The sequence below is a fragment of the Thermomicrobiales bacterium genome (assembly GCA_023954495.1).
GTDB lineage: Bacteria > Chloroflexota > Chloroflexia > Thermomicrobiales > CFX8 > JAMLIA01.
Genome location: JAMLIA010000057.1, coordinates 1 through 19,969 on the forward strand (window position 1 = coordinate 1; position 19,969 = coordinate 19,969).

Here is a 19,969-nt window from a genome sequence, read left to right on the forward strand (position 1 = left end):
GCTCGGCGTGCGCAGGATCTTCCAGCTCATCCAGAGATCGCCGATCGCGCCGGCAGCGTTGATCACGGCGAAAAAGATCGCAGCATTCGCGACACTCTCCCAGCGTGCGGCGACCAGCACCGACAAGATCGACAGCACGATCAGCGGCGCGATGCCAACCGTGAGGTACTGCCACTTGCGCAGCGGCTCAGGGAACGTCGTATAGGCGAAGCCGGGGCCGATACCGTAGGACGGCGTCGCGCCAACCAGCATCCCGGCGATGCCGTGTACGGCTTCGTGCAGAACGGGCACGAGCACGAGCGCAATGAGCGCACCGACAAATAGCGTCGTCAGGTTGATCTCAAAGGAGGAAGATGACGGCCCACCGGCGAGGCTGACCAGTGCAACGAAGATGAACCACCAAAGGGGTATGAGGACGAACCCAATGATCGTCAGCGCACCCATGCCGAGCTGCTCGCGGTGGAGCTGCACGTACCCCGGCAGCTCGGGTGCCTCGGTGCGTGGCGGGTCACCAATCCACGGACGGATTCCGGCTCGCGCCTCATCGCGTTTCACAGATTGCTCCTCCGCGCCAACGACTACGTTCCCAAACGTCCCGCAATCGTAGCAGTCAGGTGCGCAGGAAGGCCGCTGTTATACTGCGGTTTGGTCGAGATATTCAGGCAGCAGGAGCTTTCGACATGCCACCAGCATCATCGCGCGCACAGGATGCAACGGCTGAGACGCAGTCGCCCAGGACGATCGTTGCCGGCACCGCCGGGCACGTCGATCATGGCAAATCAACGCTGGTGAAGGCGCTCACTGGAACCGATCCTGATCGCCTGAACGAGGAGCGCGAACGGGCGATGACGATTGACCTCGGCTTCGCCTGGCTGCCGCTGCCGAGTGGTACATCCGTCAGCATCGTTGACGTGCCCGGTCACGAGCGGTTCATCAAAAATATGTTGGCGGGCGTTGGCGGCATCGACCTGGCCATGCTGGTGATTGCCGCCGACGAAGGCCCGATGCCGCAGACGACCGAGCACCTGGCGATCCTCGATCTGCTCGATGTCCAGCACGGCATCGTCGTGCTGACCAAGCGTGACCTCGTCGATGATGACTGGCTGGAGCTGATCCGCGAAGAAACGCACGAACGACTGATCGGCACGAGCCTGGCCGAAGCCCCGATTGTTGCCGTCGATTCGCTGTCGCGTAGTGGTCTGGATGATCTAGTGGCCGAGATCGAGCGCCTGTCGGCCGAGGTTCCCGGACAGGTGACTGGCACCAGGCCGCGCTTGCCGATTGATCGGTCGTTTACGGTAGCCGGTTTTGGAACGGTCGTTACCGGCACGCTCACCGGCAGCGTTCTCGACATCGGCCAGGAAGTCGAGATCGTCCCGAGCGGTCGGCGCAGTCGCATTCGTGGCCTGCAGAGCCACGGGAAGAAGGCCGATCGCGCGCTGCCAGGCTCACGAACAGCCGTGAATCTGACGGGCATTGAGCGCGACGATATCCACCGAGGCGATGTGCTGACGACGCCGGGCTGGCTCCAGCCGACGACGATGCTCGATGCGCGCCTCCGCGTTGTCGCCGATGCGCCGGAGCCGCTCGAGCAGAATGAGCCGATCGACATTTTCATTGGCGCTGCTGAGTCTCCCGCACACCTGACGCTGCTTGACACTGAGCGGCTTGCGCCCGGCGCAGAGGGCTGGGTGCAGGTTCGGCTGGATCAGCCGGTCGCTGCTGTTGCCGGCGATCACTTCATTATTCGGCGCGCCTCGCCGAGTCAGACGCTCGGCGGCGGACGGATCATCGATCCGCATCCACGCCGACATCGACGTTTCCGTAGCGAGGTTCTGCATGACCTGGAGACACGCGCGACCGGCACGCCGGAAGAGCGGTTTGTGCAGGCGCTGGCAGACGGCCCACTTGAGCTTCGGGCGATAGTAGAGGGCTTGGGGGTGGATCTTGATTCGGCGCGCGCGATTGTAGCTGTGATTCGTGATCTGGTCATCCCACTGGGCGACGGCGACGACAGCACGTTGCCGCCCAACCGTTTTCTCGCTCAGACGGCGTTCGTCGATGCGCAGCGCGAGAATGTCGTGAAGCTGCTGACGGACTACCACCGCCGTGTGCCGCTGCGCCGTGGGATGCCGCGAGAGGACATCAAGAGCCGACTCGGTGCAAAAGGTCGTGCGGCTGATGCGCTGCTCGCCACGCTCACAGCTGACGGCAGCATCGACGATCTGGGCAGTCTGCTCGCCATGCCGGAGCACCAGATCGCTTTGTCGCCCGACCAGCAGCGGCAGGTTGACGCCTATCGAGCCGCGCTTGCTGCAGAACCGATCTCGCCACCTGGGCCGGACGCGTTTGACATTTCTGCTGATTTGCTGGCAGCGATGGCTGAGCTGGGCTACGTGGTGCGTGTCGCGGACGGCGTCGTCTACAGAATCGATGATCTGGCGGCGATCGAAGCCCGCGTGCGCGAAGTCCTCGACGCGAACGGCAGCATCACTCTGGCCGAATTCCGCGACGTCTTCGGCACCAGCCGCAAGTACGCGCAGGCTGTCCTGGAGTACTTTGATCGCCAGCGTGTGACGCGGCGCGTTGGCGATGCGCGCGTTCGAGGGAGTGGCTGAAATGCAGCGCCTGTATGTCGCACCGCATGCCGATGATGTCGCACTGTCATGTGGCGGCGCAATCGCGGCCGACGCGCGAACGACAGCACCAACGATCGTCACGGTGTTCGCCGGGCATCCGACCAGCAGCCTCGGCGAGTTCGCGAAGATGCAGCACGAACGCTGGGGGACAACCGCAGGCGACGTTGTCGATTTGCGCCGCGAAGAGGACTGCTGCGCAGCACGGGCGCTCGGGGCGCAGGTCACGCCGGTCTGGCTCGACGAGCTCGATGCCATCTATCGCGACGAGCGCTACGACTCCGACGACGCGCTCTTCGGCAAGATCCTCGATGCGGACATGGCCACAATCTCGCGCGTCGCTGACCTGCTAGCCGGGTTCGATGCGGACGAACTGGTCGTACCGTTGGCAGTCGGGCAGCACGTCGATCACCAGATCGTGCTCCGCGCAGCTCGGCGTGTGGCCGCTCGCGGCATTCCAGTCTGGGCCTACGCTGACATACCGTACGCGCTTGACCGTCGCGCACTCAGTTCGCGGATCGGCTCGGGCGTCACGCGCGAAGTGCGCCTTCGTCCGCTCGATGACGATGCGTTCGAGCGCAAGTGCCAGGCGATCGCCTGCTATGCATCACAACTTCCAGTGATCTTCCGCGACCGGGATGATTACCGCCAGGAGCTCGACCGCTTCGACCGCTGGATCGGGGGTGGCCAGCGCGCCGAAGTCCAGTGGCGCATCGTGCCATCGCGCCTGACGCATTAGTGTTGCGCGCGAGCAACAACTCTACGAGCGGGCAGCTTTCGCGCGAGCCTCATTCATTGCATCGCGAAGGCGGGTGGCTGACGCTCGCGCTGCCTGCTGGAAGTCGCTGCCGCTTGACGCGTACGAAATCGCGCGACTGGCATTGACGAGGATGCCGTAGCCTTCCGCATCAAGCCCGTTGATCACGGCTGCATCGAGGTCGCCTTCCTGCGCACCGATGCCAGGGATCAGGATCGGGAGTTCCGGCGCGGCCTGGCGAATCTCCGCCAGTTGGCGCGTCCAGGTTGCTCCGGCGACGAGGCCGATGTTGCCATCTGTGTTCCAGGTGCGGGCCTCGCGCACGACTGCCAGCGTCACCGTTTCGGTGCCGATGTCGTCCTGCAGCACACGATCCTGCAGCATTCCGCTGCCCGGATTCGAGGTCTTGGCCAGGACGAAGATCGCCTTGTCCGGGTAGGCCATGAATGGCTCAAGCGAATCGCGCCCGAGGAATGGGTTGACCGTCACCGCATCGTAGCGCCAGGTCTCGAAGACGGCCCGGGCATAGCCGGTGCTGGTGACGGAGATGTCGCCGAGCTTCGCATCGAGCAGCACCGGGATGTGCGCTGGGATGTCGTCACGAAGACGCGCAAGTGCTTCGACTCCGGGGATGCCGTACTGAAGATAGAAGCCCATGTTCGGCTTGTAGCAGCAAGCGAGATCGGCTGTGGCCTCGATGATCGCGCGGTTGAAATCGGCGACCGCCTGGGGGGTACGGGCAACACTCTCTGGAAACCGATTAATATCCGGGTCCAGACCGACGCACAGGAGCGACTGATTCTGATCCTGGGCGGCTCGTAAGCGCTGCGCAAAGGTGAGGGTCTCGACGGCCACGAGCACTCCTTTCGCCGCGCTCGGGCGGCGTTGAACGTTCGGCCCACATCTGCACGATGATATACTCGCGCGGGGTTCTCCGGCCAGTCGGGATCGTGCCGTGATCGCCTGTTTTGATGGCGCGTACTTGGCATCCCGTCGCGGAGTATCAGTGGGGGTAATCACACGTATGGTCACACCAGCAGGTGCTGCAACGCCACCGACGGTTTCGGACATTCTCGCTGCTCGCCAGGTCGTCAATCGTTACTTGCCGCCAACGCCGATCGTGCAGTCACCGGCGCTGAATGAGTACGTCGGCCTCGATCTGACGCTCAAATGCGAGAACATGCAGCCGGTTGGGGCCTTCAAGGTGCGCGGCGGCGTCTATTTCATGAGCCAGCTTGCGCCGGAGCAGCGCGCCCGTGGTGTCGTCACCGCATCGACCGGCAACCATGCGCAGTCGATCGCCTGGGCTGCACGAGAGTTTGGTATTCGCGCCGTTATTTACATGCCCGAGGTCAACAACCCGGACAAGGTTGCGGCAACCCGCCGACTTGGCGCTGAGGTCGTGGAGTCGGGTGCCGACTTCGACGAGTGCCGCGCCGAAGCCGAGGCGCGCGCCGAGCGGGACGGCATGCGCTACATCCATCCGGCCAACGAGCCGCACCTCGTTGCCGGCGTCGGCACCTACGCGCTCGAGCTCATCGAGTCTGCGCCGCACCTCGACACGGTGATCGTGCCGGTCGGTGGCGGATCGGGCGTCTGTGGCACCGCTATCGTCTTCAAGGCGATGCGCCCGCAGACACGCATCATCGCTGTCCAGACGCAGAACATGCCGGCCGTCTACGAGTCGTTCCATCAGCGCCAACTGGTTGCGCTGGAGGGCGGCAGCACATTTGCGGAGGGCCTGGCAACGCGGGTCGCCTTCGAAGCCCCGTTCCGCATCATGCAGGAGCTGGTCGACGACGTTGTCCTCGTCTCTGAGGAGGAGATGCGACAGGCGATGGTGCTGCTGCTCGACAAGGCGCACCTCGTTGCTGAGGGCGCTGGGGCGTCATCATTGGCGGCGGCGCGGATGATGGCGGACGACCTGCGCGGCCAGAACGTTGGCCTGATCGTCAGCGGCGGCAACGTGACACTTGATACGCTTCGCCACGCCATGGTTGACGAGCAGCCCTGGTAGCCTGACGAACGATTGCTGCGCCGAACCCGGCAGACGTGTGGAGGGACCGACAGCCGATGCTGGAGCTGTTCAGCCGATGGCTGCGACGATACCAGGGAATCGAAGCGAATCCGTTGTATCGGCTGGCTGCCGATGTAACGGTCGGTCGAATGCCACTGGATCGCGCCATTGACTCGGCTCAGTCGTTCCAGGTCAATGGCCGGATCGCCGACGGTGACCTGATCGAGCTTGACCATCAGGTCGAGTTTGATGCGCGCGCCAACCCAGAATTTGCACTGAACCTCGCCCGGCTCAACGTCGCCACCGCGCAGGCCAAAGGCTTTGAGAAAGTCCTCGTCGATCTGCGCCTGCGCGTCGCTGATTTGCTGATCCACGATCGTGACGACGGTGAGCGCGAGCACAATCTCCGCGAAGCGCTGATCACGGCCCAGCGCATCTCGTACGTCGCCGGCCAGAAGCGCGCCCTGAACCGCCTGGCGCGCGGCGCTTTCGAGCGCGGCGAGACCGAGATGGCTCGCGACCTGCTCATCCAGCAGCTCGACGCCGGACGCGAGGAATCCGACACCCGCGACGATATCCAGACAGCCATTCTCCTGGCGGACATCGCGCTGACCGACGGCGATGTCGCCAATGCGCACGACCTCTATCATCGGGCTGCCCGCAGCGCCCGCCGAATCGGCGACTACTCCAGTGCGGTCGACGCCCTGCTCCGCCAGGTCGCGATTCTGCGTGAGCGCGGCGACCTGCACGGCTGCCTGATGCTGCTGCAGCAGGCCAGCGACGCAGCCGATCGCACGGTCGACGACCCGCTGCAGGCCGAGGTCGCCTTCCGCACAGGCGCACTGATGCGCGAGCTCGACATGCCCGAGGAAGCAACCGAGCGGCTTGAGGTCGCACTGGATCGCGCTCGTCGGCTCGGCGACCTTTCGATGGAATCGCGCGCCCTGGGCATGCTCTCGCGGCTTGATTTGCAGTTGGGTCGGCGGGACGAAGCGATGCATCGTTTCGATGATGTCGTGGCGCTCGAATCGCGCCTCGGCAATCGCACCGAAGTCGCGCGAGCCAAGCTGGCCAAGGGCCAGATGTTCATTGAGGCGAGTCGACCGGCTGAGGCGATCCGCGAGCTGACCGATGCGCGCGACCTGATTCGCCAGGTGGATGACCCCGTCTTCAGCATTCAGTCGCACGGCCTGCTGGGTCGCGCGCTGATGCTCGTCCACCGCGAAGCCGAGGCGCTCAACGAGCTTGAGCATGCCGTCCACGGGGCGCGCGCGATGGGCGACATCCCCGGCGAGGCGCGCTGGCTGCTGGCCGCCGGTGAAGCGATGCTGCGCAGTGGCCAGTCCGACCACGCAACCGCGCTGGCGGAGCGCGCCGAAGAGCTCGCCCGTCTGACCGAAGACAACGCCTTGCGCTCCGAGGTCTATCACCTCGTCGGCCAGATCGCGTTGGCCGAGCAACGGCTGCCGGACGCCGAAGACGCGTTCATGTCCGCAGCTGCTGCGGGGCGTGCTGCCGGCATGCCTGGCCAGACGCTGCAATACCTGCCGCTGCTGGCGCGGCTCGCCGCCGAGTCGGGGCAATCGGACGAAGCGTTGCGCTACATCGACGCCGCGATCGACGAAGCTTCGGCAACCAGTGAGGTTGCACTCATCCCGCGTCTGCACAGCCAGGCCGCGCGGCTCCTGATGACCGCCGGGCAAGTGGAGGGCGCAGAACAGCGCTACATGCGTGCGGTGGATACAGCTGCCGCGCACGGCGACGACCACACCCGCGGACGTGCGCTTCAAGGCATCGCCGCCATTTATGACAAGCGCGACGATCTGGAGACAGCGCTCGACTTCTACCGCGACGCGCTGCAAGCGTCGATGACAGCCGACGATCAGCCGACAGTCGCCGCCGCGAACTACAACATCGGCGCGATCCTCTTCGATCAAAATCGCGATGATGAGGCTCGCAACCACCTGATCCAGGCACGCGACCACGCTGAACAGTTGCGCGACTTCGCCCTTGGCGATCGCGCGCGCTCATTACTGCGACAGCTCACGCCGCCGTCCGTCCCGTTCTCCGCCTGGGACCACGACGACGAGGAACTCGACCTCCCCATCAGCGAAGAACCCAGCCGCCCCCGCCACACCGACCCGCCGTATTAGGTTTCGGACTCAGTACGCTCTATAGGGGAAAACGGCGCGCAAACTTTTCGTACGGACAGGAACCGGCCTGTCCTCGCCGTGAGGCGACGCCCCCGCGCAGGATGACGGTATTCTGGACGTATCGCCCTCCATTCTGAGGCCGATGCGGTGCCACCGTGTCGGGTCGTCAGCATCCTGCGCGGGGAGTGATCGCCTCACGGCGATGGACAAGCCGGGTCATGTCCGTACGGGGGAGGAGAAGGGTGTGTCTCCCCCGACGCACTGCACACGACACACACATCTCGAGTCTGCCGGTACACTGGCTGCGGCGGGAGTGATGTCGCAGACGAGAGGGATGCGCGTGTTTGAGCGGTCAGGGGATGGATTCGGGCCACTGAATGGAGTGAGGGTCATCGACCTGGGGACGATGATCGCAGCGCCGTATGGCGCATCGCTGCTCGCGGACTTCGGTGCGGAGGTCATCAAGGTCGAGATGCCAGGCTCCGGTGATCCGAGCCGCGACCTGCTGCCGCAGATCGACGGCTACTCTGTCCGCTGGGCGGCGTTCGGACGCAACAAGAAATGCGTGACGATCAACCTCAAGACCGAATCGGGCCGCGCTCTCCTGCTCGACCTGGTACGAGAGTCGGACCTGATCATAGAAAACTTCCGTCCCGGCACGCTCGACCGCCTCGGCCTCGACTATGACACGCTGAAATCAGCCAACCCCGGCATCATCGTGGTGCGCATTTCTGGCTACGGGCAGTCCGGTCCAAACCGCGATCTGGCCGGATTCGGCACACCGGCGACGGCCTTCAGCGGCGTGACCTACCTGACCGGCCACACCGACCGACCGCCGGTGAGCCCACCGTTCTCGCTGGCGGACTACGTTGCCGGCCTGACCGGCGCGTTCTCGGCAATGATGGCGCTGTATTACCGCGACACCAGCGGCGATGCCGATGGACAGGAGGTGGATGTCTCGCTGTATGAGCCGCTGTTCCGCATGCTGGAGTCGCTCGTCGCCGAGTTTGACCAGCTCGGTCTCGTCCGCGAGCGCACGCCGTTTGTCGCCTCCGGTGCAAGCCCGGCCGGCACCTATCAGACGGCTGATGGCAAGTGGGCGGTGCTGGTCTGCAGCACCCAACGCACGTGGGAGCGACTGCCCGCCGCGATCGAGCGCCCCGATCTCCTGAGCGATCCGCGCTTTGCCACGAACGCCGACCGCGTGCAGCACGACGGCGAGTTGAACGCGATCCTGATCGACTGGTTCGGGCAGCGGACGTATGCCGAGGCAAAGGCGCTCCTGGATGCCGCCGGCTGCCCCGCCAGCCTGATCTACTCGATCGAGGACATCTTCGCCGATCCGCACTATCACGCGCGTGAGAACGTCGTTGAGGTCGATCATCCGACGATCGGTAAGCTGAAGATGCCGGGCATCGTGCCGAAGATGAGTCGCACACCCGGGAAGATCACGGCTGCTGGCCCCGCCCTCGGCGAGCACAATCTCGATGTCTTCGGTGATCTGCTGGGATTGTCCGAAGAGGATCTGGCGGACCTTGCGGACGCCGGTGTGATTTAGTCGACGTTGACAGGCAGCGGAGATGGCTGCTACCATCCGGTCAAACTGAACACGCATCGACGTTGAACGGAACAAGTACGCGCTCAGTCCTGACGCAGCGAGCCGACGGTTGGTGAAAAGTCGGTGTCAGCGCAGGCGCGGAATGGATCCGGGAGTTGCGCTCCGAACCGGGAATACCGCAGTAGGCAGCGCCGGCAGCTCTCCGTTATCAGGGAGCGGGATCGTACCATCTTCTCGATGGACGATTCGCTGAGGTGGGCCGTCCCGCACGGGAAGGCCAAACCGGGTGGCACCGCGGAGCGCGTCAGACGCCTTCGTCCCGATTTTGGGGACGAAGGTTTTTGTTGTCTCTGATTCTGGAGACACAAGCGGACGGGCGACGATACGGTGCATCTGCAGGCTTCACACACAGGACAGACTCGGCCAATGACGGTCGCCGAGTGGAGTCGAGCGAGTTGGCGTCGCTGAGCAACGTTCTCCCGCGCACTGCGCGACGCTTGATTGTTCTGTGAGTGAAAGCACGGATACCCACCATGGTCGACACGATTACCGAACAGCAGACCGCCGCCGAAGCGGCCGGTCCCAGGTACTCTCTCACCCTTGATGAGGTCGCGGCATTGCGCGACCAGGGGAACGTTATCCCGCTCTACCGCGAGATCATGGCTGATCTGGAGACCCCCGTTTCGGCGTACCTGAAAATTGCCGAGGGTCCCTACTCATTTCTGCTTGAGAGCGTTGAGGGCGGCACGACGCTGGCGCGCTACACCTTCCTCGGCTCGGACCCGTATCTGGTCGTCCGGCTGGAGAACGGCATCGCCAAGGTGAATCAGGGCGGCTACAAGCAAGCCGTTCCGTATGACGATCCGCTGGATGCTCTGCGCCAGTTCCTCGCACCGTACCGCAGCGTGCAGGTGGACGGCCTTCCAAGATTCCTCGGCGGTGCCGTTGGCTACCTGTCCTACGAGGCGGTGCGCTATTTCGAGAACCTGCCGGTTGCGCCGGAGCGACCGAATGACTTTCCCGACGGCGTGTTCATGTTCGTCGATTCGATGCTGGTATTCGATCACCTTGAGCGCAAGGTTAAGGTCGTCTCGCACGTCCACATCGACGACGCGACGCCGATCGAACAGTCCTACCAGGAGGCGATCGAGCGCATCGAGCGGCTGGCGGAGCGGCTGGAGGACGGCACCGCGGTCATCCCGGCCGGCGACCGCCCGCTTTCGGACCTGGCCGTTCGCGAACGCGCCAGATACAACATGGATCGACCGCAGTACAACGCGATGATCGAGCGCGCCAAGGAGTACATCCAGGCCGGCGACATCTTCCAGGTCGTCCTCTCGCAGCGTATCGAGGTCGAGACCGGCATTCATCCGTTCACGCTGTACCGGGCGTTGCGGACGGTGAATCCGTCGCCGTTCATGTTCTACCTGCAGCTCGGCGAAGAGCAGATCGTCGGCGCGTCGCCTGAGGCGCTGATTCGCATGGACGGTCGCAAGATGACGACGCACCCGATCGCCGGAACGCGCAGACGCGGAGCGGACGATGCCGAGGACATTCGGCTGGAGGCCGAGCTGCTGAGCGACGAGAAGGAGCGCGCCGAGCACGTCATGCTCGTCGATCTGGCGCGCAACGACATTGGCCGGGTTGCAACGCCCGGCACGGTCGAGGTTCCGGTGCTGCTGACGACCGAGCGCTTCTCGCACGTCATCCACCTCGTTAGCCACGTCACCGGCGAGATCCGCGACGACCTCAGCCCGGTCGATGCGTTGCGTGCCTGCTTCCCGGCCGGCACGGTCTCGGGCGCGCCGAAGATCCGGGCGATGGAGATCATCGCCGAGTTGGAGCGCGATCAGCGCGGCTTCTACTCCGGCTGCGTCGGGTATGTCGCCTACTCCGGCAACATGGACATGGCCCTCGCGCTTCGCACCGTCGCCTTCCGCGACGGCACAGTGATCATGCAAGCAGGTGGTGGGATCGTCTACGACTCGACCGCCGACTTCGAGTTCCAGGAAACACTGAACAAGATGGGCGCAAGTCTGCGGGCGATCGAGGTCGCTGAGCAGATCGAGCGCGATGCGCGCGGCCGAACATCGACCAGCGCGCTGAATGCGGAGGCGCGAGCATGATCGTCCTGATCGACAACTACGATTCGTTCACCTACAACCTGTACCAGTATCTCTGCGAGCTTGGTGCCGAGGTGAAGGTCGTCCGCAACGACAAGGTCAGCGTGCACGATATCCGGCTGATGCAGCCCGAGCGAGTCATCATATCGCCGGGGCCCTGCACGCCGCGCGAGGCTGGTATCTCGGTGCCGCTGGTGCAGGAGCTGGCCGGACAGGTGCCGATCCTCGGCGTCTGCCTCGGGCATCAGGCAATTGGCGCAGCATTCGGAGGCGAGATCGTCTCCGCCCCGGTGGTGATGCACGGCAAGCTCAGCCAGATCACCCACTACGGGCACGACCTCTTCGCTGGATTGCCGAATCCGTTCACCGCGACGCGCTACCACTCACTCATCGTTGAAGAGGAGTCGCTGCCGGACACGCTGGAGATCACGGCGCGATCGGAGGACGGCACGATCATGGCGCTGCGCCATCGCGAATGCGAAGTCTACGGCGTGCAGTTCCATCCAGAGTCGATCCTGACGACCGGCGGACATCGGTTGCTGGCCAACTTCCTGGGGCACGAGCGCCCTGCCGTTACCGATGGTCAACTCATCCACGGCTACTGATCGGGAGGACGATAGATGCTCAAGCCCTATATCCAGGCCGTCGTCGATGGTCAGCAGCTCGATCGCGCTGAGGCTACCAAGGCGATGGAAATCATCATGAACGGCGAGGCGTCGCCACCGCAGATCGGCTCGTTCCTGACGGCGATGCGGATCCGCGGCGAGACCGACGAGGAGCTGGCCGGATTTGCATCCGTCATGCGTGCCAAGGCGCTGCGCGTGCCGCTCGCCGGGGACTACCCGGTGGTCGACACCTGCGGAACCGGCGGCGACCATAGCAACTCGTTCAACATCTCGACGACGGCAGTTCGTTGTCGCCAGGCGTGGGCGTCCGTGCCGCCAAGCACGGCAACCGCGCTCGACCAGCCGCTGCGGCTCGGCTGATGTGCTGGAGGCCCTCGGCGTCAAGATCGAGCTGGCCCCAGAGCAGGTCGCTGAGTGCATCGACCGCGTTGGTATCGGGTTCATGTACGCACAGGCATTCCACCCGGCCATGCGGTTCGCCGGCCCGGTACGGCGTGAGATCGGTGTTCGCACAGTTTTCAACCTGCTGGGTCCGATCACGAACCCGGCCGGCGCGACGCACCAGGTGGTCGGCGTGCCGAGCGCCGACATCGCCAAGCGTCTGGCCAACGTGCTGGGCCTGCTCGGTTCGCAGCACGCGCTGGTCGTCAATTCCAGTGATGGGCTGGACGAGATCGGCATTGCCGGTCCGAGCAGCGTTTCCGAGATGGTCATGCGCGACAGCGTCTGGGTCACGAATTACGACGTCACGCCAGAGCAGTTCGGCCTTACGCGCTATGAGCCGGTAGCCGTTCGTGGCGGGAATGTCAGCGACAACCTGGAGATCATTCAGAACGTGCTCTCCGGTGCCGAGGGCGCGCAGCGCACGATCACGGTCTTCAACGCTGGTGCGGCGCTCTACGCTGCCGACGCGGTGGGCAGTATTCAGGACGGCATCGAGCTGGCCAAGTCGACGATCGACAGCGGCGCGGCGCGAGAGAAGCTTGAGGCACTTGTCTCGCTGACCAACCGGCTGACGGCCAGCGAGACGGTGGCGGCCTAACATGAGTACACGAGAGATTGAAGGCACGTACCTTCGAGATATTCTGATCAATACGGCCAACGAGGTCACCGTTCGCAAGGTGACAACTCCGCTGGCTGATGTTGAAGCAGCCGCGCGAACAACGCCGACGCCGGTCGATCTGATCGCCAGGCTACGCGAGCCGGGCGTCTCGGTGATCGCCGAGTTCAAGCGCGCGTCACCGTCCAAGGGACTGATCAATCCTGACGCGACGGTGGACTCTGTCGCGCGCGCCTATCTGAGCGCCGGTGCCGCCGGTATCTCTGTCCTGACCGACGAGCGCTTCTTTCGAGGATCGCTCGACGATTTGCGCGAGGTTGCGGCGTTCGCGCATGCTGCAGCACCGGCTGCCGGAGTGCTGCGCAAGGACTTCGTCATCGACTCATATCAGATCGCCGAGGCACGCGCGGCGGGTGCCGATTGCGTCCTGTTGATCGTCGCGGCGCTGGATGACGACGAGTTGCGCGATCTCTACGCGGCGGCTGCTGACTACGGCTTGCAGGCGCTCGTCGAAGTGCATGACGAGCAGGAGCTAGAGCGCGCGCTGGCGATCGACGCCACGCTCCTCGGCATCAACAGCCGCGATCTGCGCTCGTTCGCCGTCGATCTCGGGACGATCGAGCGCGTGGCGGCGCAAGTGCCGCCGACGGTCACGCTCGTTGGCGAGAGTGGCATCCGCACACGCGCTGATGTCGAGCGGCTGGAGGCTGCCGGGGTTCACGCAATCCTCGTCGGCGAGACACTGATGCGGGCTGCCGACCCGGCTGCTGCGCTGCGGGAGCTGGTCGGATGACGCGAGTGAAGATTTGCGGAATCAGCGATTCGCACCACGCGGCTGTCGCTGCCGAGAGCGGCGCGGATTTCATCGGCGTGGTGTTCTATCCACCAAGTATTCGTTATGTCACGCTTGTGCAGGCGCGTGAAGTAGCGGCAGCTGTCTCGGGAACCTCGACGAAGGTCGTCGGACTGTTCGTCAACACGCCGCCCGATGAGATCAACCGCGTCGCGGACACAGTCGGGTTGGATCTCGTGCAGCTCTCCGGCGATGAGACGCCGAAGGACGCGGCGCGAGTCGAGCGACCGATAGTCGCCACCGTCCGCGCGGATTCGTCCGGGCGTGTCGACGAGGAGCGCCGCTTCAACCGCTGGATCAACGGCTCGGTGCAACCCGCCGCGATCCTGCTTGATGCCCACGTGCCTGGCATGTACGGCGGCACCGGCACCGTCGCCGACTGGTTTGTTGCTGCGGACTTCGCTGCCCGCTACCCGGTGTTGCTGGCTGGTGGCCTGACGCCGACTAGTGTCGGCGAGGCGATCCGACGGGTGCATCCATATGCTGTTGATGTTTCGACAGGCGTCGAGACGGACGGTGTGAAAAACGAACACAAGATCCGCGCATTTATCGAAGCGGCGCGGCGTGCCGATGAAGAGCTCGCCCGCCGACAGTCGACCAGCACAGCTGCGATTTACGGGAGGTAACTGATGGCTTCGACGACACAACACCATCCACCCGCTGCGAGTCTGCCCGATGAGTTCGGACGGTTCGGGGAGTTCGGTGGTGCCTACGCGCCTGAAACGCTCATGCCAGCGATCCATCAGCTCACCCGCGCCTGGACGGAGGTGTCGGACGACCCAGCGTTTGAGCAGCAGCTCGCCGATCTGCACCGGACCTACATCGGTCGTCCCACGCCGCTGACTCACGCCGCCAATCTGTCGCAGCTCTGGGGCGGCGCGCAGGTCTATCTGAAGCGCGAGGACCTCGCCCATACTGGCGCACACAAGATCAACAACGCCATCGGTCAGGCGCTGTTGGCGAAGCGTATGGGTAAGCAGCGCATCATCGCCGAGACCGGCGCTGGTCAGCACGGCGTCGCGTCGGCGACCGCCTGCGCGCTCCTTGGCCTGGACTGCATCGTCTACATGGGCGAGATCGACATCCAGCGCCAGTCGCTCAACGTCTTCCGCATGAAGCTGCTCGGCGCAGAAGTGCGGCCCGTCTCCAGTGGATCGAAGACGCTGAAGGATGCGCTTAACGAAGCCATCCGCGATTGGGTGACGAACGTCGAGACGACGTATTACCTGCTCGGCACTGCCGCTGGCATGCACCCGTACCCCAAGATCGTCCGTGATCTGCAATCAATCATCGGTCGCGAGGCGCGTGCGCAGATTCAGGAAGCCATTGGCAAGATGCCAAAGGCGGTCGTCGCCTGCATCGGTGGCGGCTCGAACGCGATCGGTATTTTCCATCCGTTCGCTGACGATGAGGATGTCGCGCTCGTCGGCGCTGAGGCCGGTGGCTACGGCGTGGAAAGCGGCAAGCACGCCGCCAGCATCACCGCCGGCAAGGTCGGTGTGCTGCACGGCTCGAAGTCGTATCTGCTGCAAGACGAGCACGGGCAGGTGATCGAGGCGCACTCGATCTCGGCCGGTCTGGATTATCCGGGCGTCGGGCCGGAGCTCTCCTACCTGCACTCGATTGGCCGACTGGAGGCTGGTGCCGTGACCGACCAGGAGGCGCTGGAAGGCCTGAAGCTCCTGTCGGTGACAGAGGGCATCATCCCGGCGCTCGAATCGGCCCACGCGATCTATCTCGCCGAGACAATCGCCAAGCGCTACGAGCCGGAGGACGCAATCATCATCAATCTGTCAGGTCGTGGCGACAAGGATATGCACACGGTTGCGCAGGCACTGGGGGTGACGTTGTGACGAACACTGCACCGACGAGGACGAATCAGAAGACAACGTCCCGTGTGACCGCCGCGTTCGCGCGCGCGAAGGCCGAGGGGCGTGCTGCGATCCTGCCCTATGTCACGTCAGGTTGGCCAGAGCTCGACGACACCGAGCGCATCGTCAAGGGACTGGTGGCTGGTGGCGCTGACCTGATCGAGCTCGGCGTGCCGTTCTCCGATCCAATCGCTGATGGCCCGACGATTCAGCGCACGAGCCAACGGGCGCTGGATAACGGCATGACGCCGGACGGCGCACTGGAGATCGTGCGGCGGCTGCGCGCGAGCGGCATTGCGACGCCTGTGTTGTTCATGGGATACTACAACCCAGTATTCGCATATGGTCTGGATGCGTTTGCCAGAGCATGTGCCGAGGCCGGGGTCGATGGCTTGATGATCCCGGACCTGCCACCCGAGGAAAGCGATGAGCTGCTCGCGGCCTGTCTGGATAATGGGATACACCTCGTTTACTTTCTCGCTCCGACGAGTACCGCGGAGCGAGTTGAGGCTGTCCTCCAGCGCGCAAACGGCTTCATCTACCTTATCTCCCTCACCGGCGTCACCGGTGCGCGCGACCAGCTCCCGACCGGTTTGGGTGACTACGTCGTGCGGGTGCGGCGGCACACCCAGCTACCGCTAGCCATCGGCTTCGGCATCTCCAAGCGCGACCAGGTTGTCGTGGCGGAGGGGCTGGTCGATGGCGTTGTTTGCGGGACCGCGCTCCTGACTGACCTGGAGCTCGCCCGTCCTGATGAGCTCGAGGAGCGCGCTGCCGGATTCATCCGCATGTTGCGCGGCGATTGACGAGCGGGACGGCAGCCATGTGCGTCAGAGCCGGTCGCTCAGATCAGATAGCGATCGAACGACCCGGGTTTTGAGGAGAGGACGCACATGGCCTGCCGGGCAATTCGCGGGGCGACAACCGTTGAGTCGAACACCGCAGAGGACATCCTTGAGGCGACCGACGAGCTGCTACGCACCGTCGTGGGACTCAATGAGCTGGCGCCGGACGACGTCGTTAGCATTATCTTCACAACGACGACTGATCTCAATGCGACATTCCCAGCCGTGGCAGCCCGTGCGATGGGGCTCGATCAGGTGCCGCTGATGTGCTCACACGAAATGGCAGTGCCTGGCGCACTGGACATGGTCGTGCGCGTCATGATGCACATCAACACCGAGAAGCCCGCGGTCGAGATCAAGCACGCATATTTGCGCCGCGCACGCGAGCTGCGTCCCGAGTGGGGCCGTGAGCCGGTGCGAGCCTGAGACGATAACTCCGGCGACACGAGGCGGCTGCCGGACTGAAAGGGATTCCCAGTTGATTATCATCATGAAACACGGCTACGAAGATACTGAGCTGCAGCGCGTCATCTCGCGCGTTGAGCAGGCTGGTCTGCGCACGCACATCTCGATCGGCGACAACACGGCGATCGTCGGCGTCGTTGGTGTGCCGATCCCGCCCGACCTGCAGTCCGAGCTGGAGGTCAGCGGCGGTGTCGAAGAGGTGCTGCGCGTCACCAAGCGCTACAAGCTGCCGAGCCGTGAGTACCACCCAGACCCGACACGCTTCACCGTCAGAGGGGTCGAGATCGGTGGCGATGAGGTTGTGATCATCGCCGGTCCGTGCTCAATCGAGACGCGCGAGCAGACGCTTGAGACGGCGCGCGCGATCAAGGCGGCCGGCGCGAAGATTATGCGCGGTGGCGCATTCAAGCCGCGCACCTCGCCATACGAGTTCCGTGGTCTCGGCGAAGAGGGCCTGCAGCTGATGGCCGAAGCCCGCGATGAGACCGGCATGCCGATCATCACCGAGGTGCTGGCACCGGGCGATGTCGATCTCGTGGCGCAGTACACTGACATCTTCCAGGTCGGCGCGCGCAACTGCCAGAACTACCTGCTGCTGGAGGAAGTCGGCAAGACCGACATCCCTGTCATGCTGAAGCGCGGCATGAGCGTCACCGTCGAAGAGTGGTTGATGGCCGCCGAGTACATCATGGCGCAGGGCAATCAGAACGTGATCCTCTGTGAGCGCGGCATCCGCACTTTCGAGACGGTCACGCGCAACACGTTCGATCTGAACGCGGTCCCGGCGGTGAAGCGCCTGTCGCACCTGCCGGTGTTCGCCGATCCCAGCCACGCGACCGGCAAGTGGTATCTCGTCCCGGCAATGTCGCTGGCGGCGGTTGCTGCCGGCGCGGACGGCCTGATGATTGAGGTCCACCCGAACCCGGATCATGCGAAGTCGGACGGCGCACAGTCGCTGACCTTCGAGAACTTCGCCAAGCTGATGCCGCAGATCGACGCCGTCGCGCGTGCGGTCAATCGCTTCGCCGCCACCTCCGCCGACGAGCCGGTGGCCGTCGCGGACTAATACCGACCATGATCCCGTTGAGAGCAGCCAGCGCCAGACCGGCGCTGGCTGCTCTCGTTCGTTCAGCCAGCAAACACCGTACAATTCACGATTCGGAGCCAGGTTGGCAACCGAGGCAGCGATCGACAGTCTCAGTGGGCCGCCGCTGCCAGCATGTCGAGCAATCAAGCAGGGCATCCAACCCCGAAACCTGTCATTTCGAACCACAGTGAGAAATCTCTCGTGTGTTGGAATGGGTTGGACACTGAGGAGATCGTTCGGCGATCGCGCCAGCGAAAGTAACGACCCGCACAGGAGAGCGACATCGAAGACTCATCTCTGTTCTGGGCAATACTGAATCGTGAATCTTGAGGCACACATGGTAGATACACCCGCAACCGAACAACGCGAACGCATCCAGGCCGGCGATACATTGGAGCTTGAGCTGACTGACATCGCCTTCCACGGCGCGTCGATCGGCCGTCAGGACGGGCAGGTCGTCTTCGCTGACTACGGCATCCCCGGCGAGAAGTCGAACGTCCTGATCGAGAAGGTCAAGCGCTCGATGCTGCTGGCGCGCGTGACTGAGCCGATCGAGCCGTCTGCCGATCGGGTCGAGCCGCCCTGTCCTTACTTCGGCACCTGCGGCGGCTGTCAGTGGCAGCACATTGCCTACGAGCGCCAGCTTGAGCTGAAGGCGTACGTCGTCGCCGAGCAGTTGCGCCGCATCGGGAAGTTCGATGAGCCACCAGTATCGCCGATGATTGGCTGCCCGAATCCGTACGGCTATCGCAACAACGCGCGCTTCACGACCAACCCGGACGGCGAGCTTGGCTACATCTCGCGGCCCGGAAGCGGCCGAAAGTTCATGCGCATCGAACGCTGCATGATCATGGACGACAAGATCAACGATGCACTGGCCGAGATGCAGGGCAAGGCCAAGGTCAAGCACCAGGTCGTCGTTCGCTACGGCGTCCACACCGATGAGCTGCTGATTCAGCAGGACCTGTCCGAGCTCGTCCCCAGCCTGCCATCGGCGCGCGAGCATTACACCGAAGAGCTGCTCGGCACGCCGTTTCGCGTGTCGGCGTCATCGTTCTTCCAGACCAACACCGTCCAGGCCGAGCGACTCGCTGAGCTGGCGATCGAGCGCATGGAACTGACTGGCAACGAGGTCGTCGTCGATGCCTACGCCGGCGTCGGGACGTTTGCGGCGCTGGTTGCCCCCCACACGCAGCGCGTCATTGCGATCGAGGAATCTGCGTCGGCCCTCGACGATGCCAAGGTTAATCTCGCTGTGTTCCCGAACGTGGAGTACTACTCCGGCAAAGTCGAGAAGCTTTTGCCGGATCTGGAGATCGAGCCGGACGTGATCCTGCTCGATCCTTCGCGCAACGGCATGGCGCAAGGCGCAATCGACGGCGTGCTGAAGCATCGCTCGAAGCGCGTCGTCTATGTCTCCTGCGACCCGGCGACGCTCGCGCGCGACCTGCGTATTCTGGTCGATGGCGGCTATCGTCTGCTCGATGTGACGCCGGTTGACATGTTCCCGCAGACCTATCACATCGAGTGCGTCGCGACGCTGGACCTGGTGTGACCATGGGGTCTGATACTCCGAGCCTGGTGCTCGCGTCGGCGTCGCCGAGGCGACGCCAGTTGCTGGCGCTGCTGGGCGTGCCGTTCGAGGTCGCGCCGGCTGATATCGAGGAGTGGGCACCGGATCGACTGTCTCGCCCGGAACGGCTGGCGCGGAGACTGGCGCGCGAGAAGGCACTCGCCATCCGCCCCAGATTCTCTGACGCTGTTGTGCTTGCCTCCGATACCATCGTCGTCGATCGCGGGCACCTGCTGGCCAAGCCGCGTGATACCGCCGAAGCGCGCGCGATGTTGCGCCAGTTGCGCGGACGCCAACACCGCGTCATCACCGGCGTCGCGATTCTCCCCGGTAATCGACAGGCGC

At 64.1% G+C, this 19,969-nt stretch carries 17 protein-coding genes, 1 pseudogene and 1 other annotated feature; of the genes and pseudogenes, 16 read left to right on the forward strand and 2 right to left on the reverse strand.

Annotation, left to right across the window (positions count from 1 at the left end; all coding sequences use genetic code 11):
- Positions 1–555, reverse strand: a 555-nt coding sequence (locus M9890_11085; protein MCO5177493.1) for a DUF3267 domain-containing protein, incomplete at its 3' end; no start/stop codon positions are given.
- 125 nt (positions 556–680) lie between these two features.
- Here M9890_11085 and selB point away from each other — a divergent pair.
- Positions 681–2,618 (forward strand): selenocysteine-specific translation elongation factor, encoded by a 1,938-nt coding sequence (gene selB / locus M9890_11090; protein MCO5177494.1) that lies wholly within the window; start codon positions 681–683, stop codon positions 2,616–2,618.
- Between the two features lies 1 nt (position 2,619).
- Positions 2,620–3,375, forward strand: a complete 756-nt coding sequence (locus tag M9890_11095; protein ID MCO5177495.1) for a PIG-L family deacetylase — start codon at positions 2,620–2,622, stop codon at positions 3,373–3,375.
- A 21-nt stretch (positions 3,376–3,396) separates the two neighbouring features.
- Here the strand turns inward: M9890_11095 and pyrF are convergent, their stop codons facing one another.
- Positions 3,397–4,248, reverse strand: a complete 852-nt coding sequence (gene pyrF, locus M9890_11100; GenBank protein ID MCO5177496.1) for an orotidine-5'-phosphate decarboxylase — start codon at positions 4,246–4,248, stop codon at positions 3,397–3,399.
- A 151-nt stretch (positions 4,249–4,399) separates the two neighbouring features.
- On the opposite strand from pyrF, the gene M9890_11105 reads away from it, so the two are divergent.
- The 14 genes and pseudogenes from M9890_11105 to M9890_11170 all read left to right on the forward strand — a co-directional run.
- Positions 4,400–5,410, forward strand: coding sequence for a threonine/serine dehydratase (locus M9890_11105; protein ID MCO5177497.1), 1,011 nt, complete (start codon positions 4,400–4,402; stop codon positions 5,408–5,410).
- Positions 5,411–5,466: 56 nt separating this feature from the next.
- Positions 5,467–7,563: a tetratricopeptide repeat protein gene (locus tag M9890_11110; GenBank protein ID MCO5177498.1), complete on the forward strand. Its 2,097-nt coding sequence runs from the start codon at positions 5,467–5,469 to the stop codon at positions 7,561–7,563.
- Positions 7,564–7,903: 340 nt separating this feature from the next.
- Positions 7,904–9,121, forward strand: coding sequence for a CoA transferase (locus M9890_11115; protein ID MCO5177499.1), 1,218 nt, complete (start codon positions 7,904–7,906; stop codon positions 9,119–9,121).
- Between the two features lie 53 nt (positions 9,122–9,174).
- Positions 9,175–9,446: a binding site (T-box leader), on the forward strand.
- 208 nt (positions 9,447–9,654) lie between these two features.
- Positions 9,655–11,247, forward strand: a complete 1,593-nt coding sequence (gene trpE / locus M9890_11120; protein ID MCO5177500.1) for an anthranilate synthase component I — start codon at positions 9,655–9,657, stop codon at positions 11,245–11,247.
- A complete protein-coding gene (locus tag M9890_11125; protein ID MCO5177501.1) occupies positions 11,244–11,849 on the forward strand; it encodes an aminodeoxychorismate/anthranilate synthase component II in 606 nt (201 codons plus the stop codon). The genes trpE and M9890_11125 overlap by 4 nt, the downstream gene beginning before the upstream one ends.
- A gap of 15 nt (positions 11,850–11,864) precedes the next feature.
- Positions 11,865–12,912: pseudogene (trpD, locus tag M9890_11130) on the forward strand (anthranilate phosphoribosyltransferase).
- 1 nt (position 12,913) lies between these two features.
- The gene (gene trpC / locus M9890_11135; GenBank protein MCO5177502.1) at positions 12,914–13,723 is read left to right on the forward strand and encodes an indole-3-glycerol phosphate synthase TrpC; all 810 of its coding nucleotides are present in this window, start codon (positions 12,914–12,916) and stop codon (positions 13,721–13,723) included.
- Entirely contained in the window at positions 13,720–14,409 is a 690-nt protein-coding gene (locus M9890_11140) for a phosphoribosylanthranilate isomerase (protein ID MCO5177503.1), read from the forward strand. The genes trpC and M9890_11140 overlap by 4 nt, the downstream gene beginning before the upstream one ends.
- Before the next feature lie 3 nt (positions 14,410–14,412).
- Positions 14,413–15,636: a tryptophan synthase subunit beta gene (gene trpB / locus M9890_11145; protein ID MCO5177504.1), complete on the forward strand. Its 1,224-nt coding sequence runs from the start codon at positions 14,413–14,415 to the stop codon at positions 15,634–15,636.
- Positions 15,633–16,460 carry a tryptophan synthase subunit alpha gene (gene trpA, locus M9890_11150; GenBank protein ID MCO5177505.1) on the forward strand — a complete coding sequence of 276 codons (828 nt, stop codon included), beginning with the start codon at positions 15,633–15,635 and terminating at the stop codon, positions 16,458–16,460. The genes trpB and trpA overlap by 4 nt, the downstream gene beginning before the upstream one ends.
- A gap of 87 nt (positions 16,461–16,547) precedes the next feature.
- Complete coding sequence (gene aroH / locus M9890_11155) at positions 16,548–16,925, forward strand: chorismate mutase (GenBank protein ID MCO5177506.1); 378 nt, start codon at positions 16,548–16,550, stop codon at positions 16,923–16,925.
- Between the two features lie 52 nt (positions 16,926–16,977).
- Entirely contained in the window at positions 16,978–18,030 is a 1,053-nt protein-coding gene (gene aroF / locus M9890_11160) for a 3-deoxy-7-phosphoheptulonate synthase (protein MCO5177507.1), read from the forward strand.
- 358 nt (positions 18,031–18,388) lie between these two features.
- On the forward strand, positions 18,389–19,606 hold the full coding sequence (locus M9890_11165) for a class I SAM-dependent RNA methyltransferase (GenBank protein ID MCO5177508.1): 1,218 nt from the start codon (positions 18,389–18,391) through the stop codon (positions 19,604–19,606).
- 2 nt (positions 19,607–19,608) lie between these two features.
- A partial coding sequence (locus M9890_11170; GenBank protein ID MCO5177509.1) for a Maf family protein occupies positions 19,609–19,969 on the forward strand: 361 nt, incomplete at its 3' end.